This window comes from Streptomyces sp. NPDC048496, from assembly GCF_043200055.1.
Lineage (GTDB): Bacteria > Actinomycetota > Actinomycetes > Streptomycetales > Streptomycetaceae > Streptomyces.
Genome location: NZ_JBICXB010000023.1, coordinates 73,093 through 97,710 on the forward strand (window position 1 = coordinate 73,093; position 24,618 = coordinate 97,710).

A 24,618-nucleotide genomic window follows, 5' to 3' on the forward strand; every position below is an offset into this window, starting at 1 on the left:
CTTCCCGCGTTGCCGAAATGCCCTAGTAGCTCCGCTACGAGGACCTTCCAGCGCCTTGGAATCGCACGCACCAGACCGCGTCCGCTTTCCGATCGAAGGTCACCCGACAGGCTCTGAGGCCGACCGGCACATGGGGGGTGGGAGAAGGAGCGGGGCTGGGTGCGTGCAGCTGCAAGGCGGAGGATTGAGGCATGGCGGAGCCATGGTGAGTGATGACAACGCGGCAGATGTGCGTGCCCAGCCCCGCGACGCCGCCCCCCATGTGCCGGTCGGCCTGGGGCTGTTGTGCTGACCGTTCACGCCGCGCCGCTGGTTCTTCCGGTCGGCGCGGCTGCCATTGCGCAGGGCGCGGTCGCCGTGGAGCACGACCGGATCGTCGCCCTCGGACCGTACGACGAGGTCGTCGCCGACCGCCCGACGGCCCGGGTCCGCCAGTGGCCGGGCGTCCTCACGCCCGGACTGCGGCAGTGGCACGGGCTGTGGCTGCTCACCCGCTGCTACCACCCCGACCCGCGCGAGGCGGACGAGCTCGGCGACCGGCCGCTGTGGGGCAAGGAGTTCGAGCGGCTGGCCGGGGAGATGGACGCGGCGCGGCGGGCGGGCAGCGTACGGCGCGGACTGCAGCAGATGCTGCGGCACGGCACCACACACCTCGCGGGCCGGTTCCACGACCCGCTCGTCCGCACCGCCGTGGACCGCTCGGGGCTGACCGAGGTATCGGCCGTCGGCGCCCCCGGCATCCTGGTCGGCGAACCGAGCCTGGACCCGTTCGCGGAGGGTTACGACCTGCCCGGCTCCGTGCACGGCCCGCTCACCGTCGGCGGCCGCGCCGACCTCGCCGTCTTCGACGTACCGGACGAGGACGCGCTCTGCGCGGCGGGCGCCGGGGCGTGCATCGCCACGGTGCTGGGCGGGCGGCTGGTGTACCGGCGGCGGTAGGCGCTCCGGACCCCGTCAGGGAACGGACGGGCCACTTACGTACCTGCCCGTGGCCGTGTACGGCCAGGCGTTGGCGACGCACCCGCGCAACCCGTCGATCTGCTGCATCATCGCGGGCGCGGGGCGTCCCGGCCCCGGGCAGGTCTCGTGGCCATGGCCCAGCCAGTGGCCGACCTCGTGGTTGATGATCAGCGCCCGGTACTCGGCGAGCGGCCCGCCGAACTGTGGCGAGCCCTGTATCCACCGCTTCAGGTTCACCACGACCGTGCTGCCGACGCGGCAGTTGACCTCGCCCCGCGTGTGCAGCCCGTACGCCCCGCAGAGCCGGTCGACGGTGTCCGGCGTCGCGATACGGATCACCAGACCGGCCGGGCCCGGGCCGACCTGCCGGAACGCGTCGTGCCCGGTGCGGGTCCAGCCGCGGGGGGCGGCGAGCACCCCGGAGACCGCGGCGGCGGCCGGGCCGGCGGTCAGACCGCTGCCCCGCTCCACCTCGACGCGGTAGCGGTGGACGGTGCCCGTGCCATGAGCGGCCGCGGATGCCGGGGCGGCGGTGATGAACGTGCCGGAGCCGTGGCCGGGCACGGACCCGGACGGGTTCCGCGTTCCGGCCGCCCGCTTCTTCCTGCCGTCGCGGGAACCGGCCGTCGAGCCGGCGGGTTCCGGACTGCCGGGCACGGAACGGGAGTCGGGCTCGACGGCCGTGGCCGACCGGGTCACCGACGGCCGGACCGATGGGGCGTTCGACGCTGCCGACGCCCCGTCCCCACCGCCCCACGGCCCCCACACCAGCGCCCCGCAGAGCAGCGCGCCCGGCACCAGCAAGGCGCCCACCACCCGTATCCGGGTCCGTCGGCGGCGGGCACGCCGGGCCGCGCCTCGGCCGCGGCCACGCGCCCGGCGCCCCCGTGCCTCACCCGCCACGGACGGACTCCTGCTTCGGCTCCATCGGGTACGCGTCCGCATAACGCACCAGGTTCAGGAAGCGGGGGTCCCGTGCGATGTGGAGCAACTGGTCCACGGTGACCGGCGCCGAGACCATGGAGGAGTCGTCGCCGTCCGCCGAGAGGAGGACGGTGCTGTCCCCGAACTCGAAGCGGACGCTCACACCGACGATGTCCTTCCCGCCCTTCGAGTTCCCGGTCGTGGTGACGGCGCGGGCCACGATGCCGCCGGGCAGCTGTGCCTTCTCGCACCGGTACTTCTTCGTCGGGCCGTACGCGCAGGGGACCTCCGGGCCGCCGGACGAGTCACCGGTGGGGCGTACGGAGAAGACGACGGGGAAGACGCTGCCCTTGGACGCGCCCTGGTACCGGCTGACCGCCAGATCGACCGGGCGGACGGTACCGAACGCCGCCGGCAGCATCGTGTCGAACAACGCCGCCGCGGCCTGCTGGAACTGCTCCATCCGCCTGCGCTCGGCGGCGGGCAGGTCCGCCATGGACGACTCGCCCGGGGTGGGCACGACGTGCACCGGCGTGCGCGGCGGCTCGGTGGGAACGGCGGTCGGCTTGACGAAGTCGCTCGCGGTCCCGGTAGGGGCGGGCGACGTGGTCGCGTCGCTGCGGCCCGGGGCGGGCGCCCCGACCTGTGCGGTGCCGTTTTTCGCACCGGTGCCGGTGCCGTTGCCCGTGCCCCAGGACGGCAGCGTCGCACCGAATACCCCGAGCGCCACTACCCCGGCCACCCCCGCGCCGATGGCCGCCCGCGCCCTGGTGCGACGCCTGCGCCCCTCGGCAAGCGCGACCGGCAGCAGGTCCGGCAGCGGTGGCGCCCCCTCGGCCGCCTCCGTCATCGCCTCCTTGATCCGCCGCGTCCCGGTCTCCTCCGGCGCGCCTTCCGAAAGCATGTCCATGACGGTTCTCCTCAGCTGCGAGTGGTGTAGAGATGTGCGTCGCCCAGCCGCGTACGCAGCGTGGCGAGCGAGCGCGAGCACTGGCTCTTGACGGTGGACTCGCTGCAGCGCAGCAGTTCGGCGACCGTCTGCACGCCCAGGTCCTCCCAGTAGCGCAGGACGACCATCGCCCGGGCGCGGGGCGGCAGTTCGGCGAGTGCGGACAGCAGCGTGACCGTCAGCTCGGGTCCCGCCGCGGGCGGCGGGACATCGACATGGCTGTGGGCCAGGAAGTCGCGGAGCCGGCGGCGGCGCTCGGCGAGATACGTCCGGGTGAGGACGGTGCGCGCATAGGCGGCGGGATGGTCGGCGGCACTCGCCCGGTGCCAGTGCTGGAACAGCTTGGCGAGCGTCGTCTGCGTCAGATCGCGGGCGCTCTCCGCATCACCGCACAGCAGATATGCGGTCCGGTACAGACGCCGTTGGTTCGCCCGGGCGAATTCCTCGAAGTCGGTGGCGTTCCGAGTGCGGTCTGCGGTCATCTGTCCCCCTTTCCGGTTCTCGGTGGTCTCTCGCCCCTGTACTGAGTGGCCTCACGCCCAAAAGGTTGAAGCCGGTTTCCGAGCGGCTCCGGGCGCCGACGCACGACCGGCGCGAGGCGTCCGCGGCCGGGCTGCTTGAATGGGTGGGTGACCCGAGCATCCCTGGACAAGCAGCCGCACGAAGTCGCCTCGATGTTCGACGACGTGGCGGCGAACTACGACCTCACCAACGATGTGCTGTCGCTCGGCCAGGCCCGGCTGTGGCGCAAGGAGGTCGCGAAGGCGGTGCACGCCCGCCCCGCGGAGAAGGTCCTCGACCTGGCCGCGGGCACGGCGACGTCCTCGCAGCCGTTCGCTCACGCCGGGGCCTACGTCGTGCCGTGCGACTTCTCGATCGGCATGCTCCAGGTCGGCAAGAAGCGGCACCCGTGGATGCCGTTCACGGCGGGCGACGGCATGAAGCTGCCCTTCCGTGACGACGTCTTCGATGCGGTCACGATCTCCTTCGGCCTGCGCAACATTCAGGACACCGAGGCGGCGCTGCGCGAGCTGTACCGGGTGACGAAGCCCGGCGGTCGTGTCGTGATCTGCGAGTTCTCGCATCCGACGTGGGCGCCGTTCCGCACGGTGTACGAGGAGTATCTGATGCGTGCGCTGCCGCCGGTGGCGCGAGCCGTTTCCTCCAACCCGGACGCGTACGTCTATCTCGCCGAGTCCATTCAGTCCTGGCCCGACCAGCCGACCCTCGCGAACATGCTCCAGAAGGCCGGCTGGTCGAAGGTGGCCTGGCGGAACCTCACCGGCGGCATCGTCGCGCTCCACCGGGGTTCCAAGGCTGTCTGAAGCCCCAGGCCCTACTTCGCGTACATGCCGTAGCGGCCGACACCCGTGTACACCGCGTCGGCGACCCGCCGGTGGACGTACTTCGGTCCGTCCGGATTCTTGCCTGCGTCCGTCGGCGGCGTCTGCACCTCCGTACCCGTCAGGAGCGTCGTGGAGCCGCCGCCGTCGAGGTTGAGCACGTCGACGGTGACGACACCGTTCGTATCGAGGACGACCTCGAAGCCGGGGTCGTCGTCAGCGGTGATGTTCGGCTCGATGCCCGGCTTGGGGACGGGGAACGCGTAGTCGTCCGTGAACAGGACGATCTCGTCCGGGTCGGTGTAGAGCCCCGACCGGCCCGTCACGGCCACGTCCTCGGCGTCGCGTGCACAGCCCCGGGCGAGGCCCGGATCCCGGTTGATGTCGTCGATCCGTACGGTCGCGCCGGAGGCGGACACGGGGGGCAACGGGTATCCGGACCGGGCCGGCCGCGACTCACCCGCACCCACCCGCCCTCCGGCTCCAGGTGGCCCCCCATAGACTGCACGGGACATGTGCCGCGCGGCACGCGATTTCGAGTCTTCGGGAGATCCGACCGTGACCGAGCCCCTCTCCGAACACAGCGCGGATGTGATCGTCGTCGGGGCAGGCCCAGCCGGCTCCACGACCGCGCACTACCTCGCCAAGGCCGGACTCGACGTTCTCCTGCTGGAGAAGACCGCCTTCCCGCGCGAGAAGGTCTGCGGCGACGGTCTCACCCCGCGCGCCACCAAGCAGCTCGTCGCCATGGGCATCGACATCTCCGAAGAGGCCGGCTGGCTGCGCAACAAGGGGCTGCGCATCATCGGCGGCGGCGTCCGGCTGCAGCTGGACTGGCCGGATCTCGCCTCGTACCCGGACTACGGACTGGTCCGCAAGCGCGACGACTTCGACGAGCAGCTGGCCCGCCAGGCGCAGAAGGCGGGCGCCCGGCTGTACGAGCGGTGCAATGTCGGCGCCCCGATCATCGACGAGCGCACCGGCCGCATCATCGGTGTGAACGCGAAGCTCGGCGAGGAGAAGACCCCGGTCACCTTCCACGCCCCGCTCGTCGTCGCCGCCGACGGCAACTCCACCCGGCTGTCGCTCGCCATGGGTCTGCACCGCCGCGAGGACCGCCCGATGGGTGTCGCGGTCCGTACGTACTTCACCTCCCCGCGCCACGACGACGACTACCTGGAGTCCTGGCTGGAGCTGTGGGACCGGCGCGGCCCCCAGGACCGGCTGCTGCCCGGCTACGGCTGGATCTTCGGCATGGGCGACGGCACGTCCAATGTCGGCCTCGGCATCCTCAACTCGTCGTCCGCGTTCAAGGAGCTGGACTGGCGGGAGGTCCTCAAGGCGTGGTGCGCGTCCATGCCGGAGGACTGGGGCTACACCCCGGAGAACATGACGATGCCGATCCGCGGCGCCGCGCTCCCCATGGCGTTCAACCGCCAGCCGCACTACACCAAGGGGCTGCTGCTCGTCGGTGACGCGGGCGGCATGGTCAACCCGTTCAACGGCGAAGGCATCGCGTACGCGATGGAGTCGGGCCAGATCGCCGCGGACGTCATCGTCCAGGCCCACGCCCGCGCGACCCCCGCCCAGCGCGAACTGGCGCTGCACAGCTACCCGAAGATCCTGAAGGAGACCTACGGCGGCTACTACACGATGGGCCGCGCCTTCGTGAAGATGATCGGCAACCCGAAGGTCATGAAGATCGCCACCCAGCGCGGTCTGACGCACCCGCTGCTGATGAAGTTCACGCTGAAGATGCTCGCCAACCTCACTGACCCGACCGGCGGCGACGCGATGGACCGCATCATCAACGGCCTCTCGAAGGTGGCTCCCAAAGCTTGATCATTCAAGCCGTTTGAACCAGACCTTGAGCCGTTGCTCGACCACGTTCACGACGGCTTGACCCTCAGACATTGACGATCTTCACCCTTGGCGAGCCGGGGAGCTCCTCGGCGGCCTTGCACAGGGCCGGGATGTGCGACTTGTCGGACGTCACGAGCAGTACGGGGGGCGTGCAGAGCGCGGCCGTGGCGACCACAAGAGCGTCGACCAGGCATTCGTGTCCGTCGAGGCCTGAGGTGTCGAGAAGTTTCTCCGCGGCGTCTATCACCGCGTCGCTGACCGGTTTCACGTCGAACCGGGACAGTAGGAAATGAAGCCGCTTGGCGGCATCCCCGCTTCGGCGCACTTCCAAGGGCGTCAGGGCGGACAGCGCCACGCGTCGGCCGCTCTGTTGGGCGACTTCGATTCGCGCACGCATGCCCTCGTCGCCGTCGACGTGCGGAGAGAGGCCTTGGGTATCCAGGACGAGCGTGCCCTCACTCTTGGCCTTGATCTTGAGGCGCTTGCTCACCACTCTTGTTCCGCCTGCCGCCGCGCTTTGGCGGAGACGGAGCCGAATGCCTTGCGGTCAGCTGCCACGACCTCGCGGAGCTTGGCCGCGGCGAGCCACTCCTCCAGGGCTTCGGCCACGACGGAGGAGAAGCCGTTCTTCCCGGTCCGCTCCTCGACTTCCTTGATCAACGACTGCGCCAGCGAGACGGATCTCTTACCGGCCCGCTCGGGCGCCTGGTGGGATACGTCGCTACTCATACCTAAAACGTAACACCGGTGGTAGGAAAAATCTCCGGGCCCGCCGTTCCACGACGAAGGGCCGTCGCTCCCGAGCGGGGGAGTGACGGCCCTTCGCCGTGTTCGCGCGCTTGTGAATCAGAGAACGCGGACCGCGCCCGACGGCGGGTCGTAGCTCAGCGGGCGCTGCACCACACCGGTGCTGGAATTCTGCGCACCGACGAACTGGCCGCCGCCCACGTAGACGCCGACGTGGTAAGCGGAGCCCGCGCCACCCCAGTACAGGATGTCGCCCGGCTGGAGGTTGCTCAGCGAGACCTGGGTGCCGGCGGTCGACTGGGCCTGCGAGACGCGCGGCAGGTCGACGCCCACCGTGCGGAACGCGGCCTGGACCAGGCCGGAGCAGTCCCAGGAGTTGGGGCCGGTGCCGCCGGACACGTACGCGTCGCCGACCTGGGCCCGGACGAACGCGATGACGGAGGCGGCGGAGCCGGTGGCGCTCGATGAGGAGGAGGACGAAGCAGACGTGGGGGCCACGGCGGTGGCACCGGACGTGCTGAGCGTCGTACGGGCCTCGGAGCGGGAGGCGCGCAGGGCGGCCTCCGCCTTGGCCTTGGCGGCCGCCTCAGCCTTGGCCTTGGCCTCTGCCTTGCGGACCGCCTCGGCCTTGGCCTTCGTGGCGGCCTTGGCCGCGCTGGTGGCCGCGGCGTCCTCCTGGGCCTGCGTCTCCAGGTCCAGGGCGACCTGCTGCGTGGCCTCGGCGGACGCGGCGACGGCGGTGGAGAGCCCGGAGGTGAGGGTGGGCATCTCGATGGTCTGGGTCACCGGCTCGGCCTGGGCAGGACCGGCAGCGGCTGCGACCGCGATGGTGCTGAGGACGCCACCGGCAACTCCGGCCCGCAGCGCCGACTTCGGGGCGCTTCGACGGGGCTTCCGGTGGCTGGGTATGTGAGCGGTGAGGGACATGAGTACTAGCGCTATCAGGGCACCTGGGTCCCCTTCAAGAAACGTGTGTTGCGACACAGTTACGTTCGGAATCCGCGAATCCGCTTTCCGGCGACCCTTATTGACGCCGTAACGGGCAAATCGGTCATGCGTGATCACCGCTGTGATCACGGACTTTCAGCAATTCGCCCGAATTGCCCGCCGCTTACCATCCGTTCGCACCGATGGCCAAGCCCGCTTTTGTTGAGGGCTGCACAGAGTGACACAGGTCACAGCACGACGGTGACGTGGCGGGCATGCGGGCGGCCGACGCGCGATGGCGTAACGGTCGGCGCGGTGGCCGGAGCAGTGAGTGACCTTTCGTCCGGAAAGTCGCGAATGTGCGCAGCCGTCCACATCGCTCCCCGCGCGCCCCTCGTGCGGGTGACCCCAGGGTGGGGCGGATCCTCTTATCACCCGCCTGCCGTCCATTGCCAATTTGCCGGTCGAGGCGTCTGATTGTTAGAGGAGCATCGCCTTGACCAGCAAGAACAACGCCAGATGTCACGTCTCGTGATCACGCGGCCCCTTTGTGTACGAAGATCACCCCTCATCCGGCTTCATGATCCTTCGCCGGGTGGTGGAGATCACAAAGTCGGTGTAGTACCCCGTGTCGCAGATCACAGGACGGCAGGCATAGGATGCGGGGCAGTCGGGCTTGTGAACTGCCTCACATGTGCACGATCTTGGTGAGGTGGCGAGCCGGTCGCCCGATGCGGTCCAACGGTCAAGGACGACTGGAAGGAGCGAGGAGCGTGAATGCCTACGCGCCCATCCTCGTGCTCGGCGCCCTCGGGGCAGGGTTTGCGATCTTCTCCGTGGTCATGGCCACGCTTATCGGCCCGAAGCGATACAACCGAGCAAAGCTCGAAGCGTACGAGTGCGGTATTGAACCCACCCCCACTCCAGCCGGAGGCGGCCGCTTCCCCATCAAGTACTACCTGACGGCGATGCTCTTCATCGTCTTCGACATCGAGATCGTCTTCCTCTATCCCTGGGCGGTCACCTTCGACGCCCTGGGGATCTTCGGGCTCGTCGAGATGCTGCTCTTCGTGCTCACCGTCTTCGTCGCCTATGCGTATGTATGGCGTCGCGGCGGCCTGGAATGGGACTGAGGGGCTGAGGGGCACACCATGGGACTCGAAGAGAAGCTGCCCAGCGGCTTCGTGCTGACCACTGTCGAGCAGGCCGCCGGCTGGGTGCGGAAATCCTCCGTCTTCCCCGCCACGTTCGGCCTCGCCTGCTGCGCCATCGAGATGATGACGACCGGAGCCGGGCGCTACGACCTGGCCCGATTCGGGATGGAGGTCTTCCGCGGATCGCCGCGGCAGGCGGATCTGATGATCGTGGCGGGTCGGGTCAGCCAGAAGATGGCGCCCGTCCTGCGGCAGGTCTACGACCAGATGCCGAACCCCAAGTGGGTTATCTCCATGGGGGTTTGCGCATCATCGGGTGGAATGTTCAACAATTACGCCATTGTGCAAGGTGTTGATCACATTGTTCCGGTCGATATCTATTTGCCGGGCTGCCCGCCGCGCCCCGAGATGCTGATGGACGCCATTCTCAAGCTCCACCAGAAGATCCAGGGCTCCAAGCTCGGGGTCAACGCGGAGGAGGCCGCCCGCGAGGCGGAGGACGCGGCACTCAAGGCGCTTCCCCTGATCGAGATGAAGGGGCTGCTGCGGTGAGCGACGAGCAGAACAACAACGGCGTACCCGCGCCGCGCGACGAGACCGGCGAGGTCATCGGCGTACGTAAGGGCATGTTCGGCGCCAACAACGGCGGCGACACCTCCGGCTACGGCGGGCTCGTCCGCACGGTGACGCTGCCGGGAGCCACGTCCCGGCCGTACGGCGGCTGGTTCGACGAGGTGGCCGACGAGCTCGAAGGGGCCCTGGAGGAGCAGGATCTGCTTCCCGGGAACGCCATCGAGAAGACCGTCGTCGACCGCGGCGAGCTCACCTTCCATATCGCCCGCGAGCACCTGCTCACCGTGGCGCGAACCCTGCGCGACGACCCGGCCCTGCGCTTCGAGCTCTGTACCGGGGTGAGCGGTGTCCACTTCCTCGGCGACAAGGGCCGCGAGCTGCACGCCGTCTACCATCTCCGGTCGATCACCCACGGCCGGCTGATCCGGCTGGAGGTCTCGGCCCCGGACAGCGACCCGCACATCCCGTCGCTCGTCGCGGTCTACCCGACCAACGACTGGCACGAGCGCGAGACCTACGACTTCTTCGGGCTCGTCTTCGACGGGCACCCGGCCCTCACCCGGATCATGATGCCGGACGACTGGCAGGGCTTCCCGCAGCGCAAGGACTACCCGCTCGGTGGCATCGCCGTCGAGTACAAGGGCGCCCAGATCCCGGCTCCGGACCAGCGGAGGTCGTACTCCTGATGACTACTCCCCATGCAACGCCTCGCGCCACGACCGAGGGGACTGTATATACAGTCACCGGCGGCGACTGGGACGAGGTCGTCGAGTCCGCGGTCAAGTCCGACGACGAGCGCATCATCGTCAACATGGGTCCCCAGCACCCGTCCACGCACGGCGTGCTGCGGCTGATCCTGGAGATCGACGGCGAGACCGTCACCGAGGCCCGCTGTGGCATCGGCTACCTCCACACCGGCATCGAGAAGAACCTCGAATTCCGGAACTGGACGCAGGGCACCACGTTCGTTACGCGCATGGACTACCTGACGCCGTTCTTCAACGAGACGGCGTACTGCCTGGGCGTCGAGAAGCTGCTCGGCATCGAGGACCAGATCCCCGACCGGGCGAGTGTCCTGCGCGTGCTCCTGATGGAGCTCAACCGGATCTCCTCGCACCTGGTGTGCATCGCCACGGGCGGCATGGAACTCGGCGCGACCACGATCATGATCTACGGGTTCCGCGATCGTGAACTCGTTCTCGATCTCTTCGAGCTGATCACCGGACTCCGGATGAACCACGCGTTCGTCCGGCCCGGCGGACTCGCCCAGGACCTGCCGCCGGGCGCGGTCGACCAGCTGCGCGAGTTCGTGAAAACCATGAAGAAGAACCTGCCGGAGTACGACAAGCTCGCCACCGGCAACCCCATCTTCAAGGCCCGCATGCAGGACGTCGGCTATCTCAACCTGACCGGCTGCATGGCGCTCGGCGCCACCGGCCCGATCCTGCGCTCCGCCGGACTCCCGCACGACCTGCGCAGGACCGATCCCTACTGCGGCTACGAGACCTACGAATTCGACGTCCCCACCGCTGACAGCTGCGACGCCTACGGCCGCTTCCTCATCCGTCTGGAAGAGATGCGGCAGTCGCTGCGGATCATCGAGCAGTGCATCGACCGGCTCGCCCCCGGACCCGTCATGGTCGCCGACAAGAAGATCGCCTGGCCCGCTCAGCTCGCGCTGGGACCCGACGGGCTCGGCAACTCGCTCGACCACATCAAGAAGATCATGGGTACCTCCATGGAGGCCCTGATCCACCACTTCAAGCTGGTGACCGAGGGCTTCCGGGTCCCGGCCGGACAGACGTACACCGCCGTCGAATCGCCCAAGGGCGAGCTCGGCGTGCACATCGTCTCGGACGGCGGAACCCGCCCCTACCGGGTCCACTTCCGCGACCCGTCCTTCACCAATCTGCAGGCCATGGCGGCGATGTGCGAGGGCGGCCAGGTCGCCGATGTCATCGTCGCCGTCGCGTCCATCGACCCCGTGATGGGAGGCGTCGACCGGTGACCGAAGCACGTCAGGAAGTCAGTCTGGGGATGCCGCAGCTCCCCGCCCCCGCCTACCCGGCCGAGGTGCGCGCCCGGCTCGAAGCGGACGCGAAGGAGGTGATCGCCCGCTACCCCGACAGCCGCTCCGCGCTGCTGCCGCTGCTGCACCTGGTGCAGTCCGAGGAGGGGTACGTCTCCCGTACCGGCATGGCACTCTGCGCCGAACTGCTCGGCCTCACCACCGCCGAGGTCACCGCGGTCGCCACCTTCTACACGATGTACCGGCGCAAGCCGAGCGGCGACTACCAGGTGGGTGTCTGCACCAACACGCTGTGTGCGGTGATGGGCGGCGACGCCATCTTCGACCGACTGAAGCAGCATCTCGGCGTCGGCAACAACGAGACGACCGAGGACGGCAAGGTCACCCTCGAACACATCGAGTGCAACGCGGCCTGCGACTTCGCACCCGTGGTGATGGTCAACTGGGAGTTCTTCGACAACCAGACGCCGGAGAGCGCGACGCAGCTCGTCGACGACCTGATCGCCGGGCGCACCGTCGAACCCACCCGCGGCGCCCCGCTCTGCTCGTACAAGGAGACCGCGCGGATCCTGGCCGGCTTCCCCGACCAGCGCCCCGGCGCCGTCGAGGCGACCGGTGGAGCGGGACCCGCCTCGCTCGTCGGCCTCCGGCTGGCGAAGGGCGAGGAGCTGCACCCGAAGGTCGTCGCCCCGCGTGGCGAGCCGGCCCGCACCGACGCCCCGCAGGACCCGGACCACTCGGCCGGTACCGCAGCAGAGGAGGGGGAGTGATGACGTTGGCAGCCGAAATCAATGACGGGGGCGGCAACGGCAGCGGGGCCGGCCCCGAGAAGCTGCTCTCGCCCGTCCTCTCCGCCTTCTGGGACGAGCCCGAGTCGTGGACCCTGGACACCTACAAGCGGCACGGCGGCTACGAGGGGCTGCGCAAGGCCCTCGCCATGTCTCCGGACGACCTCATCGCGTACGTCAAGGACTCCGGCCTGCGCGGCCGCGGCGGCGCGGGCTTCCCCACCGGCATGAAGTGGCAGTTCATCCCGCAGGGCGACGGCAAGCCGCACTACCTGGTGGTCAACGCCGACGAGTCGGAGCCCGGGACCTGCAAGGACATCCCGCTCCTCTTCGCCAACCCGCACAGCCTCATCGAAGGCATCGTGATCGCCTGCTACGCGATCCGCTCCTCGCATGCCTTCATCTATCTGCGCGGTGAAGTCGTCCCCGTACTGCGGCGGCTGCACGAGGCCGTGCGCGAGGCGTACGAGGCCGGCTACCTCGGGACGAGCATCCTGGGCTCGGGGCTCGACCTGGAGCTCACCGTGCACGCGGGCGCGGGCGCGTACATCTGTGGTGAGGAGACCGCACTGCTCGACTCGCTCGAAGGGCGACGCGGCCAGCCCCGGCTGCGGCCTCCCTTCCCCGCGGTCGCCGGTCTGTACGCCTGCCCCACTGTGGTGAACAACGTCGAGTCCATCGCCTCGGTTCCCGCGATCCTGAACAAGGGCAAGGACTGGTTCAAGTCGATGGGCAGCGAGAAGTCCCCGGGCTTCACGCTGTACTCGCTCAGCGGACACGTCGCCAGCCCGGGACAGTACGAAGCCCCGCTCGGCATCACGCTGCGTCAGCTGCTCGACATGAGCGGCGGCATGCGCGCCGGCCACCGGCTGAAGTTCTGGACCCCCGGCGGCTCCTCCACCCCGATGTTCACCGACGAGCACCTCGATGTGCCCCTCGACTACGAGGGCGTCGGCGCCGCCGGTTCCATGCTCGGCACCAAGGCGCTCCAGTGCTTCGACGAGACGACCTGCGTCGTGCGGGCCGTCACCCGCTGGACCGAGTTCTACGCCCATGAGTCCTGCGGCAAGTGCACGCCATGCCGTGAAGGCACCTACTGGCTCGTCCAGTTGCTCCGCGACATCGAGGCCGGCAAGGGACAGATGGCCGACCTCGACAAGCTGAACGACATCGCCGACAACATCAACGGCAAGTCCTTCTGCGCCCTCGGCGACGGCGCCGCCTCGCCGATCTTCTCCTCGCTGAAGTACTTCCGCGAGGAGTACGAGCGGCACATCACCGGCAGGGGCTGCCCCTTCGATCCCGCCAAGTCGACCGCCTGGGCCGACGACAAGAACGCTCACCAGGGGGTGAACGCATGACAGTCACCACAAGTGCGCCCTCCGGGGGCGGCGAGGCGGCGGTCCCGCCCGAGGACCTTGTCACGCTGACGATCGACGGCATCGAGATCAGCGTGCCCAAGGGCACTCTGGTCATCCGCGCCGCCGAACTCCTCGGCATCGAGATCCCGCGCTTCTGCGACCACCCGCTCCTCGACCCGGTCGGCGCCTGCCGCCAGTGCATCGTCGAGGTCGAGGGCCAACGCAAGCCGATGGCGTCGTGCACCATCACGTGCACCGACGGCATGGTGGTCAAGTCGCAGCTCACCTCGCCGGTCGCCGACAAGGCGCAGCGCGGGGTGATGGAGCTGCTGCTCATCAACCACCCGCTGGACTGCCCGGTCTGCGACAAGGGCGGCGAGTGCCCGCTGCAGAACCAGGCGATGTCGCACGGCGACCCGGACTCCCGGTTCGACGGAAAGAAGCGGACGTACGAGAAGCCCGTCCCGATCTCCACCCAGGTGCTGCTGGACCGTGAGCGGTGTGTGCTCTGCGCGCGCTGCACCCGGTTCTCCAACCAGGTGGCGGGCGACCCGATGATCGAGCTGATCGAGCGCGGCGCGCTCCAGCAGGTCGGCACGGGCGAGGGCGACCCCTTCGAGTCGTACTTCTCCGGCAACACCATCCAGATCTGCCCGGTCGGCGCGCTCACCTCGGCGGCGTACCGGTTCCGCTCCCGCCCCTTCGATCTGGTGTCGTCGCCGTCGGTGTGCGAGCACTGCGCGGGCGGTTGCGCGACCCGCACCGATCACCGGCGCGGCAAGGTCATGCGGCGGCTCGCCGCCAACGACCCCGAGGTCAACGAGGAGTGGGTCTGCGACAAGGGCCGCTTCGGCTTCCGTTACGCGCAGCAGCGGGACCGGCTCACCACGCCGCTGGTACGGAACGCGGACGGTGTCCTCGAACCGGCGAGCTGGCCCGAGGCACTGGCTGCCGCGGCCGCCGGGCTCGCCGCCGCACGCGGCAGGACCGGCGTCCTCACCGGCGGCCGGCTGACCGTCGAGGACGCGTACGCGTACAGCAAGTTCGCCCGGATCGCCCTCGATACGAACGACATCGACTTCCGGGCCCGGGTGCACAGCAGCGAGGAGGCCGACTTCCTGGCCGCCCGCGTCGCCGGGCGCGGACGCGACCTGGACGGCAGCGGGATCACGTACACCTCGCTGGAGAAGGCACCGACCGTCCTGCTGGTCGGCTTCGAGTCCGAGGAGGAGGCGCCCGGCGTCTTCCTGCGGCTGCGCAAGGCCCACCGCAAGCACGGCCAGCGCACCTTCGCCGTCGCCTCGCACGCCACCCGCGGTCTGGAGAAGGCGGGCGGCACGCTGCTGCCCGCCGCGCCCGGCACCGAGACCGAGTGGCTGGACGCGATCGCGGGCGGCGTCGGACTCGACGGCGAGGGAGCCGCGGCGGCCGAGGCGCTGCGCGGCGAGGGCGCCGTGATCGTGGTGGGCGAGCGGCTGGCCGGAGTACCGGGCGGGCTGACCGCCGCGGTACGGGCTGCCACCGCGACCGGGTCCCGGCTGGTGTGGATCCCGCGCCGGGCCGGCGAGCGCGGTGCGGTGGAGGCGGGCGCGCTCCCGTCGCTGCTGCCCGGCGGCCGCCCGGCCACCGACCCGCGTGCCAGGGACGAGGTGGCGGCCGTGTGGGGCGTCGCCGAACTCCCCTCCCGGTTCGGCCGCGACACCGGCCAGATCGTCGAGGCCGCCGCCACCGGCGAACTGGGCGCGCTGCTTGTCGCCGGGGTGGAGACCGCCGATCTGCCGGACCCGGCCCGCGCCCTGGAGGCGCTGGACCGGGTCGGCTTCCTCGTCTCGCTGGAGCTGCGGCCCAGCGAGATCACCGAGCGGGCCGACGTCGTTCTCCCGGTCGCCGCGGTGGCCGAGAAGTCCGGCACCTTCCTCAACTGGGAGGGCAGGGCCCGGATGTTCGAGGCGGCGCTGAAGCCCGAGCAGATGACGCGGACACTCGCGCCGACCGACGCCCGGGTGCTGCACATGCTCGCCGACGCGCTCGCCCACGCCGGAGGCCTTGATGAACCCAGTCGCTTCGCGCTGCCGGATCTGAAGTCCGTACGCCGTGAGCTGGACCGGCTCGGCGGCTGGACCGGTACGCACGCCACCGACCCGCACGAGTCGGCGCAGCCGCTGCCCCGGCCCGGCGACGGCGAGGCGGTCCTCGCGGGCCACCGGCTGCTGCTCGACCAGGGGCGGCTCCAGGAGGGCGACGCGGCGCTGGCCGGCACCCGGCACGCCGCGGTCGCCCGGCTCTCCGCCGTCACCGCCGCCGAGACGGGTGTGAAGGACGGCGATCTGCTGGCCGTCACCGGACCGTCCGGCAGCGTCGAACTCCCGCTGCAGGTCACCGACATGCCGGACCGGGTGGTCTGGGTGCCGCTGAACTCCGTCGGGCGGGGCGTACCGGCCGACACCGGCGCCCACCCCGGCGGTCTGGTCCGGATCGGCCCCGCCGCACCGGGTACTCCCGACGTCACACCGGAGGTGCGAGCGTGACTGCCCTCGCTCAACTGGCCGCGGCCCCCGACCGTGCCGTACTCGCCGCCGAGGATCTGTCGATGTTCGGCACCGACCCCTGGTGGCTCGTCGTCATCAAGGCGGTGTTCTGCTTCGCGTTCCTGATGGTGACCGTGCTGTTCTCCATCGTGTGGGAGCGCAAGGTCGTCGCCTGGATGCAGCTGCGCATCGGCCCCAACCGGCACGGCCCCTGGGGCATGCTCCAGTCGCTCGCCGACGGCATCAAGCTGATGCTGAAGGAAGACGTCATCGTCAAGCGGGCGGACAAGGTCGTCTACGTCCTCGCGCCGATCGTCGCCGCCGTACCGGCGTTCATGGCGATCGCCGTGATCCCGTTCGGGCCGTCCGGCAACGAGGTCTCGATCTTCGGCCACCGTACGGCGATGCAGCTCACCGACCTGCCGATCGCGATGCTCTACGTCCTCGCGGTCGCGTCGGTCGGGATCTACGGCATCGTGCTGGCCGGCTGGTCCTCCGGATCGACGTACCCGCTGCTCGGCGGATTGCGCTCCTGCGCGCAGATGATCTCGTACGAGATCGCGATGGGCGCCGCGTTCGCCTCCGTCTTCCTCTACTCCGGGTCGATGTCGACCTCGAAGATCGTGGAGGCGCAGCAGGACCGCTGGTTCATCATTCTGCTGCCGGTCTCGTTCATCATCTACATCGTCACGATGGTCGGTGAGACCAACCGCGCCCCGTTCGACATGCCGGAGTCCGAGGGCGACCTCGTCGGTGGCTTCAACACCGAGTACTCGTCGATCAAGTTCGCGATGTTCATGCTCGCCGAGTACGTCAACATGGTCACCGTCTCCGCCGTCTCCACGACGCTGTTCCTGGGTGGCTGGCGGGCCCCGTGGCCGATCAGCACCTTCTGGGAGGGCGCGAACCACGGCTGGTGGCCGATGCTCTGGTTCGTCCTCAAGGTCCAGCTGCTGCTGTTCTTCTTCATCTGGCTGCGCGGCACGCTGCCCCGCGTCCGCTACGACCAGCTGATGAAGCTCGGCTGGAAGGTCCTGATCCCGGTCTCCGTGGTCTGGCTGATGCTGGTCGCAACGGTGCGGGCGCTGCGCAACGAGGGCTACGACTTCTCGAAGATCGTGCTGTACGTGGCCGGGGCCGTGATCGCGATCCTGCTGATCTCCTTCGTCGCCGATATCTTCCGGGACCGCTCGGCCAAGGCGGCCGGGGAGACCGGGACAGAAGCCGGACCCGGGCCGGAGTTCGACCCGATGGCGGGCGGATTCCCGGTGCCGCCGCTGCCCGGACAGACCCTGCCGCCGGTACCGCGCCGCACGCCACGGCACGAGCGGGAGCTCGTTGTCAGTGGCGGGTCGGACACTCAGAGTGACGGCAGTCAGATTGGTGGAAGTCCGAGTGACGGAAAGGAGGCTGACGGTGTCTGAGCCATCGGAGTCCACTGGGGACAAGTTCCAGAATCCTGTGGCCGGCTTCGGCGTGACCTTCAAGGCCATGTTCAAGAAGCGGCTGACCGAGCAGTACCCCGAACAGCAGAAGGTGACGGCGCCGCGCTTCCACGGCAGGCACCAGCTCAACCGTCACCCGGACGGCCTGGAGAAGTGCGTCGGCTGCGAGCTGTGCGCCTGGGCCTGTCCCGCCGATGCCATCTACGTGGAGGGCGCGGACAACACCGACGAGGAGCGCTACTCCCCGGGTGAGCGCTACGGGCGCGTCTACCAGATCAACTACGCGCGCTGCATTCTCTGCGGACTGTGCATCGAGGCGTGCCCGACCCGGGCGCTCACGATGACCAATGAGTTCGAGCTCGCCAACACCACCCGCGAAAGCCTCATCTACACCAAGGACGAGCTGCTCGCGGGCCTGGAGGAGGGCATGGTCGACACTCCGCACGCGATCTTCCCGGGCATGGACGAGCAGGACTACTACCGGGGGCTGGTCACCGAGGCGGCGCCCGGCACGGAGCGTCAGGTCGCGCTCTCCAAGGGTGAGTCCAAGGAGCAGCCGGCCACGGACAAGGAGGTGGACGCATGACCGGCCTGGCCGCAGCGGCCTCCACCACATCAATCGGCGAGGCCGTCCAGTTCTGGGTGCTCGGCACGGTCGCCGTGATCGGCGCGCTGTCCACCGTGCTGATGAAGAAAGCCGTGCACAGCGCGCTGAGCCTCGCCGGGACCATGATCGTCCTGGCGGTGTTCTACCTGGCCAACGGCGCCTACTTCCTCGGCGTCGTCCAGATCGTCGTCTACACCGGCGCGATCATGATGCTGTTCCTCTTCGTGGTCATGCTCGTCGGTGTCACGGCGGCGGACTCGCTGAAGGAGACCCTCAAGGGCCAGCGCTGGCTGGCTGCGGGATGCGGGCTCGGCTTCGGTGTCCTGCTGATCGCGGGCATCGGCCACGCCTCGCTGAACAGCTTCGACGGACTCGGCACCGCGAACGCCGCGCACGGCGGAAACGTCGAGGGGCTGGCCAGCCTCATCTTCACCAAGTACGTCTTCGCCTTCGAGATCACCGGCGCCCTGCTGATCACGGCGACGGTCGGCGCGATGGTGCTCACCCACCGGGAGCGCACCGAACGGGCCAAGACCCAGCGGGAGATGTCGGAGGAGCGCGTACGCGGCAAGCACCTGCCGCCGCTGCCCGCCCCCGGTGTCTACGCCCGGCACAACGCCGTGGACATCGCCGGTCTGCTCCCGGACGGCACCGCGTCCGAGCTGACCGTCATGCAGACGCTGCGGAAGCGCGGCCAGATCCGTGACGTGTCGAACGAGTCGCTGGCCGACCTCAAGGCGCTGGAGCAGCGCTCCGAGGAGCGGCTCGGCCGTGACCAGGACGAAGAGGAGGTCACCAAGTGAATCCGGTCAACTACCTCTATCTCTCCGCCCTGTTGTTCACCATCGGCGCGTCCGGGGTGCTGATCAGGCGGAACGCGATCGTGGTGTTCATGTGCGTGGAGCTGATGCTCAACGCCTGCAACCTCGCGTTCGTCACCTTCTCCCGGATGCACGGCAACCTCGACGGCCAGATCATCGCCTTCTTCACGATGGTCGTCGCCGCCGCCGAGGTCGTGGTCGGGCTCGCGATCATCGTGTCGCTGTTCCGTTCCCGCCACTCGGCCTCGGTCGACGACGCCAGCCTGATGAAGCTGTAAGGGGACGCTGAATCGTGGACAACCTCATTGCGCTGCTCGTCGCGGCGCCCCTGCTCGGAGCGGCCGTGCTGCTCTGCGGCGGCCGGCGGCTGGACCGCTCCGGCCACTGGCTCGGCACCCTGCTCGCCGCCGCCTCGTTCGTCATCGGGGCGGTGCTCTTCGCCGACATGCTGGGGAAGGGCGCCGATCACCGGACGCTGCACCAGCACCTGTTCAGCTGGATCCCGGTCGAGGGCTTCCGGGCCGATGCGGCCTTCCAGCTCGACCAGTTGTCGATGACGTTCGTGCTGCTGATCACCGGTGTGGGCACCCTGATCCACCTCTACTCGATCGGCTACATGGAGCATGACGAGCGCCGGCGCCGGTTCTTCGGCTATCTGAACCTGTTCCTCGCCGCGATGCTCCTGCTGGTCCTCGCCGACAACTACCTGCTGCTGTACGTCGGGTGGGAGGGCGTCGGTCTGGCGTCGTACCTGCTGATCGGCTTCTGGCAGCACAAGCCCAGTGCGGCCACCGCCGCCAAGAAGGCGTTCCTGGTCAACCGGGTCGGCGACATGGGCCTGTCGATCGCGATCATGCTGATGTTCACCACGTTCGGCACGTTCGCCTTCGGCCCCGTACTGGCCTCGACCGGGGAGACCGGCGAGGGCAAGCTGACGGCGATCGGCCTGATGCTGCTGCTCGCCGCCTGCGGCAAGTCGGCCCAGGTGCCGCTGCAGTCCTGGCTCGGTGACGCGATGGAGGGCCCGACCCCGGTCTCGGCCCTCATCCACGCCGCCACCATGGTGACCGCGGGCGTCTACCTGATCGTCCGCTCCGGTGCGATCTTCAACGCCGCCCCGGACGCGCAGCTGGTCGTCGTGGTCGTCGGTGGGGTCACGCTGCTGTTCGGTGCGATCGTCGGTTGCGCGAAGGACGACATCAAGAAGGCCCTCGCCGGGTCGACGATGTCGCAGATCGGCTACATGATCCTGGCCGCCGGGCTCGGCCCGATCGGCTATGTCTTCGCGATCATGCACCTGGTGACGCACGGCTTCTTCAAGGCCGGGCTCTTCCTCGGCGCCGGTTCGGTCATGCACGGCATGAACGACGAGGTCGACATGCGGAAGTTCGGCGGCCTGCGGACGTACATGCCGGTCACCTTCGTCACCTTCGGCCTCGGCTATCTGGCGATCATCGGCTTCCCCGGTCTTTCCGGCTTCTTCTCCAAGGATAAGATCATCGAGGCGGCGTTCGCCAAGGGCGGCACCGAGGGCTGGATCCTCGGCGCCGTCACGCTGCTGGGCGCCGCGATCACCGCGTTCTACATGACGCGCGTGATGCTGCTGACGTTCTTCGGCGAGAAGCGCTGGCAGCCCGACGCGGAAGGTCATGAGCCGCACCCGCACGAGTCCCCGAAGTCGATGACCATCCCCATGATCGTCCTGGCGTTCGGTTCGGTCTTCGCCGGAGGGTTCTTCTCCATCGGTGACCGCTTCCTGAACTGGCTGGAGCCGGTCACCGGGCACAGCCACGGAGACTCCCCCGTCAGCGCCATGACGGTCACCGCCGCCACCATGGTGGTGCTCGTCATCGGCGTCGCCATCGCCTGGGCGATGTACGGGCGCGGTCCGGTCCCGGTCGTCGCCCCGCGCGGCTCGTTGCTCACCCGGGCCGCCCGCCGCGATCTCCTCCAGGACGACTTCAACCACGTGGTCCTGGTCCGCGGCGGCGAGCACCTCACCCGCTCCCTGGTGTACGTCGACCACACTCTGGTCGACGGCGTGGTCAACGGCACGGCCGCATCGATGGGCGGGCTTTCCGGCCGGCTGCGCAAGCTGCAGAACGGCTACGCCCGCTCCTACGCGGTCTCGATGTTCGGCGGTACGGCGGTCGTCATCGCCGCGACCCTGCTGATGAGGGCGGTCTGATCACCATGTCCTTTCCCCTCCTGACAGCGACGGCGGTGCTCCCGGCGATCGGCGCGATCGCCACCGCCGCCGTCCCGGCCGCCCGGCGCACCGCCGCCAAATGGCTGGCGCTGCTCTTCTCGCTGGCCACCCTCGTGCTGGCGGGCATCGTGCTTGCCCGCTTCGAGCCCGGCGGCGCCCGCTACCAGCTCACCGAATCGCACGCCTGGATCAAGGACTTCGGCGTCCGGTACGAACTGGGTGTGGACGGCATCGGGGTGGCGCTCCTGGCGCTCACCGCCCTGCTGATCCCGTTCGTCATCCTGGCCGGCTGGCACGACGCCGATCCCCTGGAGACGAAGTCCTCGCGCTGGCGTCCCACCCAGGGCTTCTTCGCCCTGATCCTGATGGTCGAAGCGATGGTGATCCTCTCCTTCGAGGCCACGGACGTCTTCCTCTTCTACATCCTCTTCGAAGCCATGCTCATCCCGATGTACTTCCTCATCGGCGGCTTCGGGGACCGGGCTCACTCCGGTAGCGACGAGAACGCCGCGGCGCAACGCTCGTACGCCGCGGTCAAGTTCCTCCTCTACAACCTGGTCGGCGGCCTCATCATGCTGGCCGCCGTGATCGGCCTGTACGTGGTCGCGGGGACGTTCTCGCTCTCCGAGATCGCCGAGGCCCGCGCGGGCGGCTCGCTCTCCATGGCGACCAGCACGGAGCGCTGGCTCTTCCTCGGGTTCTTCTTCGCCTTCGCGGTGAAGGCCCCGCTCTGGCCGCTGCACACCTGGCTGCCCAACGCCATGGGCGAGGCGACCTCCCCGGTCGCCGTCCTGATCACCGCGGTCGTCGACAAGGTCGGCACCTTCGCGATGCTCCGCTTCTGCCTCCAGCTGTTCCCGGAGGCCAGCAAGTGGGCGACGCCGGTGATCCTGGTCCTCGCGCTGATCAGCATCGTGTACGGGGCGCTGCTCGCCGTCGGCCAGCGCGACATCAAGCGCCTGATCGCCTACGCGTCGATCTCGCACTTCGGCTTCATCATCCTGGGCATCTTCGCGATGACCAGCCAGGGCCAGTCGGGCGCCACGCTCTACATGGTCAACCACGGCATCTCGACGGCCGCGCTGATGCTGGTGGCCGGCTTCCTGATCACCCGGCGCGGTTCGCGGCTCATCGCCGACTACGGCGGGGTGCAGAAGGTGGCGCCGGTCCTGGCCGGCACGTTCCTGATCGGCGGGCTCGCCACCCTGTCGCTCCCCGGCCTCTCCCCGTTCGTCAGCGAATTCCTGGTCCTGGTCGGCACGTTCAGCGCATATCCGGCGGCCGGCATCATCGCCACCACCGGCATCGTGCTCGCCGCGCTCTATGTCCTCGTCCTCTACCAGCGGACGATGACGGGCCCGGTGAAGGCCGAGGTCCGGGGCATGCCCGACCTGAAGGTCCGGGAGCTGGTGGTGGTCCTCCCGCTCATCGCGCTGCTGGTCTTCCTGGGCGTCTACCCGAAGCCGCTCACGGAGATCGTCAACCCGGCGGTGCAGCACACCATGTCGGACGTACACAAGAAGGACCCCCAGCCTGAGGTGGAGGCCGCCAAGTGAGCGCAACAGCTGTCCACAGCCTGTGGACGATGGCGGGCGGGGTGACATCGGCCGCCCCGCACGAGAAGTTCAAGGCGCCGGTCATCGAGTACGCCCAGCTGGCCCCGGTCCTCATTGTGATCGGTGTCGCCGTCGTCGGCGTACTCGTCGAGGCCTTCGTGCCGCGCCGGGCCCGCTACTACACACAGGTCTTCCTGACCGTCGTCGCCCTCGCCGCCGCGTTCGCCGCGGTCATCGGCCTCGCGGCCGGGGGGTACGGCACGACGAAGGCGCACATCGCAGCGATGGGTGCCATCGCCGTCGACGGACCCGCCCTGTTCCTGCAGGGCACCATCCTGCTGACGTCGCTGGTCGCCGTCTTCACCTTCGCCGAGCGGCGGCTCGACCCCGAGTCGCACGGCAACCGCGTCGACTCGTTCGCCGCACAGGCCGCCTCGGTGCCCGGCAGCGAGAGCGAGCAGGCCGCCGTCAAGGCGGGCTTCACCACCACCGAGGTCTTCCCGCTGCTCCTCTTCTCGGTGGCGGGCATGCTGGTCTTCCCGGCGGCCAACGATCTGCTGACGCTCTTCGTGGCCCTGGAAGTCTTCTCCCTCCCGCTCTACCTGCTGTGCGCCGTCGCCCGCCGCAAGCGGCTGATGTCGCAGGAGGCGGCGGTGAAGTACTTCCTGCTTGGCGCCTTCTCGTCGGCGTTCCTGCTCTTCGGGATCGCCCTGCTGTACGGGTACGCGGGCTCCGTCTCGTACGCGGCCATCGCCAACGTGGTCGACGGCTCCGTCACCCAGATCGACCCGGCGCTCGCCGACACCATGGGCAACGACGTGCTGCTGCTGATCGGCGGCGCGATGCTCCTGACCGGGCTGCTCTTCAAGGTCGGCGCCGTTCCGTTCCACATGTGGACCCCGGACGTCTACCAGGGCGCCCCGACCCCGGTCACCGGCTTCATGGCCGCGGCCACGAAGGTCGCCGCGTTCGGTGCGCTGCTGCGCCTGCTGTACGTGGTGCTGCCAGGCCTCAGCTGGGACTGGCGGCCGGTCATGTGGGCCGTCGCGATCGTCACGATGCTGGGCGGTGCGATCGTCGCCATCACCCAGACCGACATCAAGCGGCTGCTGGCCTACTCGTCCATCGCGCACGCAGGCTTCATCCTCGCCGGTGTCATCGCGACGACCCCCAGCGGCATCTCCTCGGTGCTCTTCTACCTGGGCGCGTACTCCTTCGTGACGGTCGGCGCGTTCGCCGTCGTCACGCTGGTGCGCGACGCGGGCGGCGAGGCGACCCACCTGTCGAAGTGGGCCGGGCTGGGCCGGCGCTCGCCGCTGGTCGCCGCGGTCTTCGCGGTGTATCTGCTGGCCTTCGCCGGTATCCCGCTGACCTCCGGCTTCGCCGGAAAGTTCGCGGTCTTCAAGGCGGCGGCGGAGGGCGGCGCGGCCGGCCTGGTCGTGGTCGGCGTGATTTCGTCCGCCATTGCCGCGTTCTTCTACATCCGGGTCATCGTGCTCATGTTCTTCAGCGAGCCGAAGGCGGACGGCCCGGCAGTCGCCGTCCCGTCCCCGCTGACGATGACGGCGATCGCGGTCGGCGTCGCCGTCACGCTGGTGCTGGGCCTGGCCCCGCAGTACTTCCTCGACCTGGCGAGCCAGGCGGGAGTGTTCGTGAGGTGACGCGGAGCGGCCGACCGGTGTCCCGGTTGCCGCTGCGTTCCCGGTCGCGGGGGGGGGGGGGGGGCGGGCCCCCCCCGCGGCCCGCGTTACGGGGCCCGGGGGGCGGGGGGTGTGTGAAGCGGGGCGGGCGGTTTGAACCGCGGGGGGTATAGTGGCGGGGGGCCGGGGCGGCC

24 protein-coding genes are annotated in these 24,618 nt (G+C 69.3%); 17 read left to right on the forward strand and 7 right to left on the reverse strand.

The genetic code is table 11. The annotated features are described in order from the left end of the window. Positions 1-285: 285 nt before the first annotated feature. Positions 286-939 carry a hypothetical protein gene (locus ACGFSA_RS21120; protein ID WP_393306323.1) on the forward strand — a complete coding sequence of 218 codons (654 nt, stop codon included), beginning with the start codon at positions 286-288 and terminating at the stop codon, positions 937-939. 15 nt (positions 940-954) lie between these two features. Here ACGFSA_RS21120 and ACGFSA_RS21125 read toward each other — a convergent pair whose 3' ends face one another. Genes ACGFSA_RS21125 through ACGFSA_RS21135 form a run of 3 tightly spaced genes read right to left on the reverse strand, consistent with a single transcriptional unit; the run spans position 955 to position 3,315 of the window. After that, positions 955-1,863, reverse strand: a complete 909-nt coding sequence (locus tag ACGFSA_RS21125; RefSeq protein WP_393306325.1) for a DUF3152 domain-containing protein — start codon at positions 1,861-1,863, stop codon at positions 955-957. Then, on the reverse strand, positions 1,853-2,794 hold the full coding sequence (locus ACGFSA_RS21130) for a hypothetical protein (protein WP_393306327.1): 942 nt from the start codon (positions 2,792-2,794) through the stop codon (positions 1,853-1,855). Before ACGFSA_RS21130 ends, ACGFSA_RS21125 begins: the two co-directional genes overlap by 11 nt. An 11-nt stretch (positions 2,795-2,805) precedes the next feature. Then, positions 2,806-3,315 (reverse strand): SigE family RNA polymerase sigma factor, encoded by a 510-nt coding sequence (locus tag ACGFSA_RS21135; protein WP_393306329.1) that lies wholly within the window; start codon positions 3,313-3,315, stop codon positions 2,806-2,808. A gap of 147 nt (positions 3,316-3,462) precedes the next feature. On the opposite strand from ACGFSA_RS21135, the gene ACGFSA_RS21140 reads away from it, so the two are divergent. Beyond that, positions 3,463-4,158: a demethylmenaquinone methyltransferase gene (locus tag ACGFSA_RS21140; protein ID WP_393306331.1), complete on the forward strand. Its 696-nt coding sequence runs from the start codon at positions 3,463-3,465 to the stop codon at positions 4,156-4,158. A gap of 11 nt (positions 4,159-4,169) precedes the next feature. On the opposite strand, the gene ACGFSA_RS21145 is transcribed toward ACGFSA_RS21140, so the two are convergent. Further along, entirely contained in the window at positions 4,170-4,595 is a 426-nt protein-coding gene (locus ACGFSA_RS21145) for a hypothetical protein (protein WP_393306333.1), read from the reverse strand. A gap of 139 nt (positions 4,596-4,734) precedes the next feature. Here ACGFSA_RS21145 and ACGFSA_RS21150 point away from each other — a divergent pair, with 139 nt between their 5' ends. After that, a complete protein-coding gene (locus ACGFSA_RS21150; RefSeq protein ID WP_393306335.1) occupies positions 4,735-6,018 on the forward strand; it encodes a geranylgeranyl reductase family protein in 1,284 nt (427 codons plus the stop codon). Between the two features lie 64 nt (positions 6,019-6,082). Here ACGFSA_RS21150 and ACGFSA_RS21155 read toward each other — a convergent pair whose 3' ends face one another. From ACGFSA_RS21155 to ACGFSA_RS21165, 3 genes are all read right to left on the reverse strand, one after another. Then, positions 6,083-6,529 carry a DNA-binding protein gene (locus ACGFSA_RS21155; RefSeq protein ID WP_393306337.1) on the reverse strand — a complete coding sequence of 149 codons (447 nt, stop codon included), beginning with the start codon at positions 6,527-6,529 and terminating at the stop codon, positions 6,083-6,085. Beyond that, positions 6,526-6,768, reverse strand: coding sequence for a hypothetical protein (locus ACGFSA_RS21160; protein WP_393306339.1), 243 nt, complete (start codon positions 6,766-6,768; stop codon positions 6,526-6,528). The genes ACGFSA_RS21155 and ACGFSA_RS21160 overlap by 4 nt, the downstream gene beginning before the upstream one ends. A 117-nt stretch (positions 6,769-6,885) precedes the next feature. Then, on the reverse strand, positions 6,886-7,713 hold the full coding sequence (locus ACGFSA_RS21165; RefSeq protein ID WP_393306341.1) for a C40 family peptidase: 828 nt from the start codon (positions 7,711-7,713) through the stop codon (positions 6,886-6,888). A gap of 773 nt (positions 7,714-8,486) precedes the next feature. On the opposite strand from ACGFSA_RS21165, the gene ACGFSA_RS21170 reads away from it, so the two are divergent. Genes ACGFSA_RS21170 through nuoN form a run of 14 tightly spaced genes read left to right on the forward strand, consistent with a single transcriptional unit; the run spans position 8,487 to position 24,445 of the window. Next, a complete protein-coding gene (locus ACGFSA_RS21170) occupies positions 8,487-8,846 on the forward strand; it encodes an NADH-quinone oxidoreductase subunit A (protein ID WP_003992243.1) in 360 nt (119 codons plus the stop codon). 18 nt (positions 8,847-8,864) lie between these two features. After that, entirely contained in the window at positions 8,865-9,419 is a 555-nt protein-coding gene (locus ACGFSA_RS21175) for an NADH-quinone oxidoreductase subunit B family protein (protein ID WP_030926341.1), read from the forward strand. After that, positions 9,416-10,126 carry an NADH-quinone oxidoreductase subunit C gene (locus tag ACGFSA_RS21180; RefSeq protein ID WP_393306344.1) on the forward strand — a complete coding sequence of 237 codons (711 nt, stop codon included), beginning with the start codon at positions 9,416-9,418 and terminating at the stop codon, positions 10,124-10,126. Before ACGFSA_RS21175 ends, ACGFSA_RS21180 begins: the two co-directional genes overlap by 4 nt. Beyond that, on the forward strand, positions 10,126-11,448 hold the full coding sequence (locus ACGFSA_RS21185) for an NADH-quinone oxidoreductase subunit D (RefSeq protein WP_393306346.1): 1,323 nt from the start codon (positions 10,126-10,128) through the stop codon (positions 11,446-11,448). Before ACGFSA_RS21180 ends, ACGFSA_RS21185 begins: the two co-directional genes overlap by 1 nt. Positions 11,449-11,477: 29 nt before the next feature. Further along, positions 11,478-12,239: an NADH-quinone oxidoreductase subunit NuoE gene (gene nuoE, locus ACGFSA_RS21190; RefSeq protein WP_358856918.1), complete on the forward strand. Its 762-nt coding sequence runs from the start codon at positions 11,478-11,480 to the stop codon at positions 12,237-12,239. Further along, on the forward strand, positions 12,236-13,618 hold the full coding sequence (nuoF, locus tag ACGFSA_RS21195; RefSeq protein WP_393306348.1) for an NADH-quinone oxidoreductase subunit NuoF: 1,383 nt from the start codon (positions 12,236-12,238) through the stop codon (positions 13,616-13,618). Before nuoE ends, nuoF begins: the two co-directional genes overlap by 4 nt. Then, a complete protein-coding gene (locus tag ACGFSA_RS21200) occupies positions 13,615-16,146 on the forward strand; it encodes an NADH-quinone oxidoreductase subunit G (RefSeq protein WP_393306350.1) in 2,532 nt (843 codons plus the stop codon). Before nuoF ends, ACGFSA_RS21200 begins: the two co-directional genes overlap by 4 nt. Further along, a complete protein-coding gene (nuoH, locus tag ACGFSA_RS21205; RefSeq protein WP_393306352.1) occupies positions 16,143-17,570 on the forward strand; it encodes an NADH-quinone oxidoreductase subunit NuoH in 1,428 nt (475 codons plus the stop codon). The genes ACGFSA_RS21200 and nuoH overlap by 4 nt, the downstream gene beginning before the upstream one ends. Next, positions 17,563-18,177, forward strand: coding sequence for an NADH-quinone oxidoreductase subunit NuoI (gene nuoI / locus ACGFSA_RS21210; RefSeq protein WP_393306354.1), 615 nt, complete (start codon positions 17,563-17,565; stop codon positions 18,175-18,177). The genes nuoH and nuoI overlap by 8 nt, the downstream gene beginning before the upstream one ends. Further along, the gene (locus ACGFSA_RS21215; protein WP_393306356.1) at positions 18,174-19,001 is read left to right on the forward strand and encodes an NADH-quinone oxidoreductase subunit J; all 828 of its coding nucleotides are present in this window, start codon (positions 18,174-18,176) and stop codon (positions 18,999-19,001) included. The genes nuoI and ACGFSA_RS21215 overlap by 4 nt, the downstream gene beginning before the upstream one ends. Continuing rightward, positions 18,998-19,297 (forward strand): NADH-quinone oxidoreductase subunit NuoK, encoded by a 300-nt coding sequence (gene nuoK, locus ACGFSA_RS21220; protein WP_037693122.1) that lies wholly within the window; start codon positions 18,998-19,000, stop codon positions 19,295-19,297. The genes ACGFSA_RS21215 and nuoK overlap by 4 nt, the downstream gene beginning before the upstream one ends. A gap of 14 nt (positions 19,298-19,311) precedes the next feature. Next, positions 19,312-21,207, forward strand: coding sequence for an NADH-quinone oxidoreductase subunit L (gene nuoL, locus ACGFSA_RS21225; RefSeq protein WP_393306359.1), 1,896 nt, complete (start codon positions 19,312-19,314; stop codon positions 21,205-21,207). A gap of 5 nt (positions 21,208-21,212) precedes the next feature. Next, positions 21,213-22,784 carry an NADH-quinone oxidoreductase subunit M gene (locus tag ACGFSA_RS21230; RefSeq protein WP_393306361.1) on the forward strand — a complete coding sequence of 524 codons (1,572 nt, stop codon included), beginning with the start codon at positions 21,213-21,215 and terminating at the stop codon, positions 22,782-22,784. Continuing rightward, positions 22,781-24,445, forward strand: a complete 1,665-nt coding sequence (gene nuoN, locus ACGFSA_RS21235; RefSeq protein ID WP_393306363.1) for an NADH-quinone oxidoreductase subunit NuoN — start codon at positions 22,781-22,783, stop codon at positions 24,443-24,445. Before ACGFSA_RS21230 ends, nuoN begins: the two co-directional genes overlap by 4 nt. The last annotated feature ends 173 nt before the right edge of the window (positions 24,446-24,618 follow it).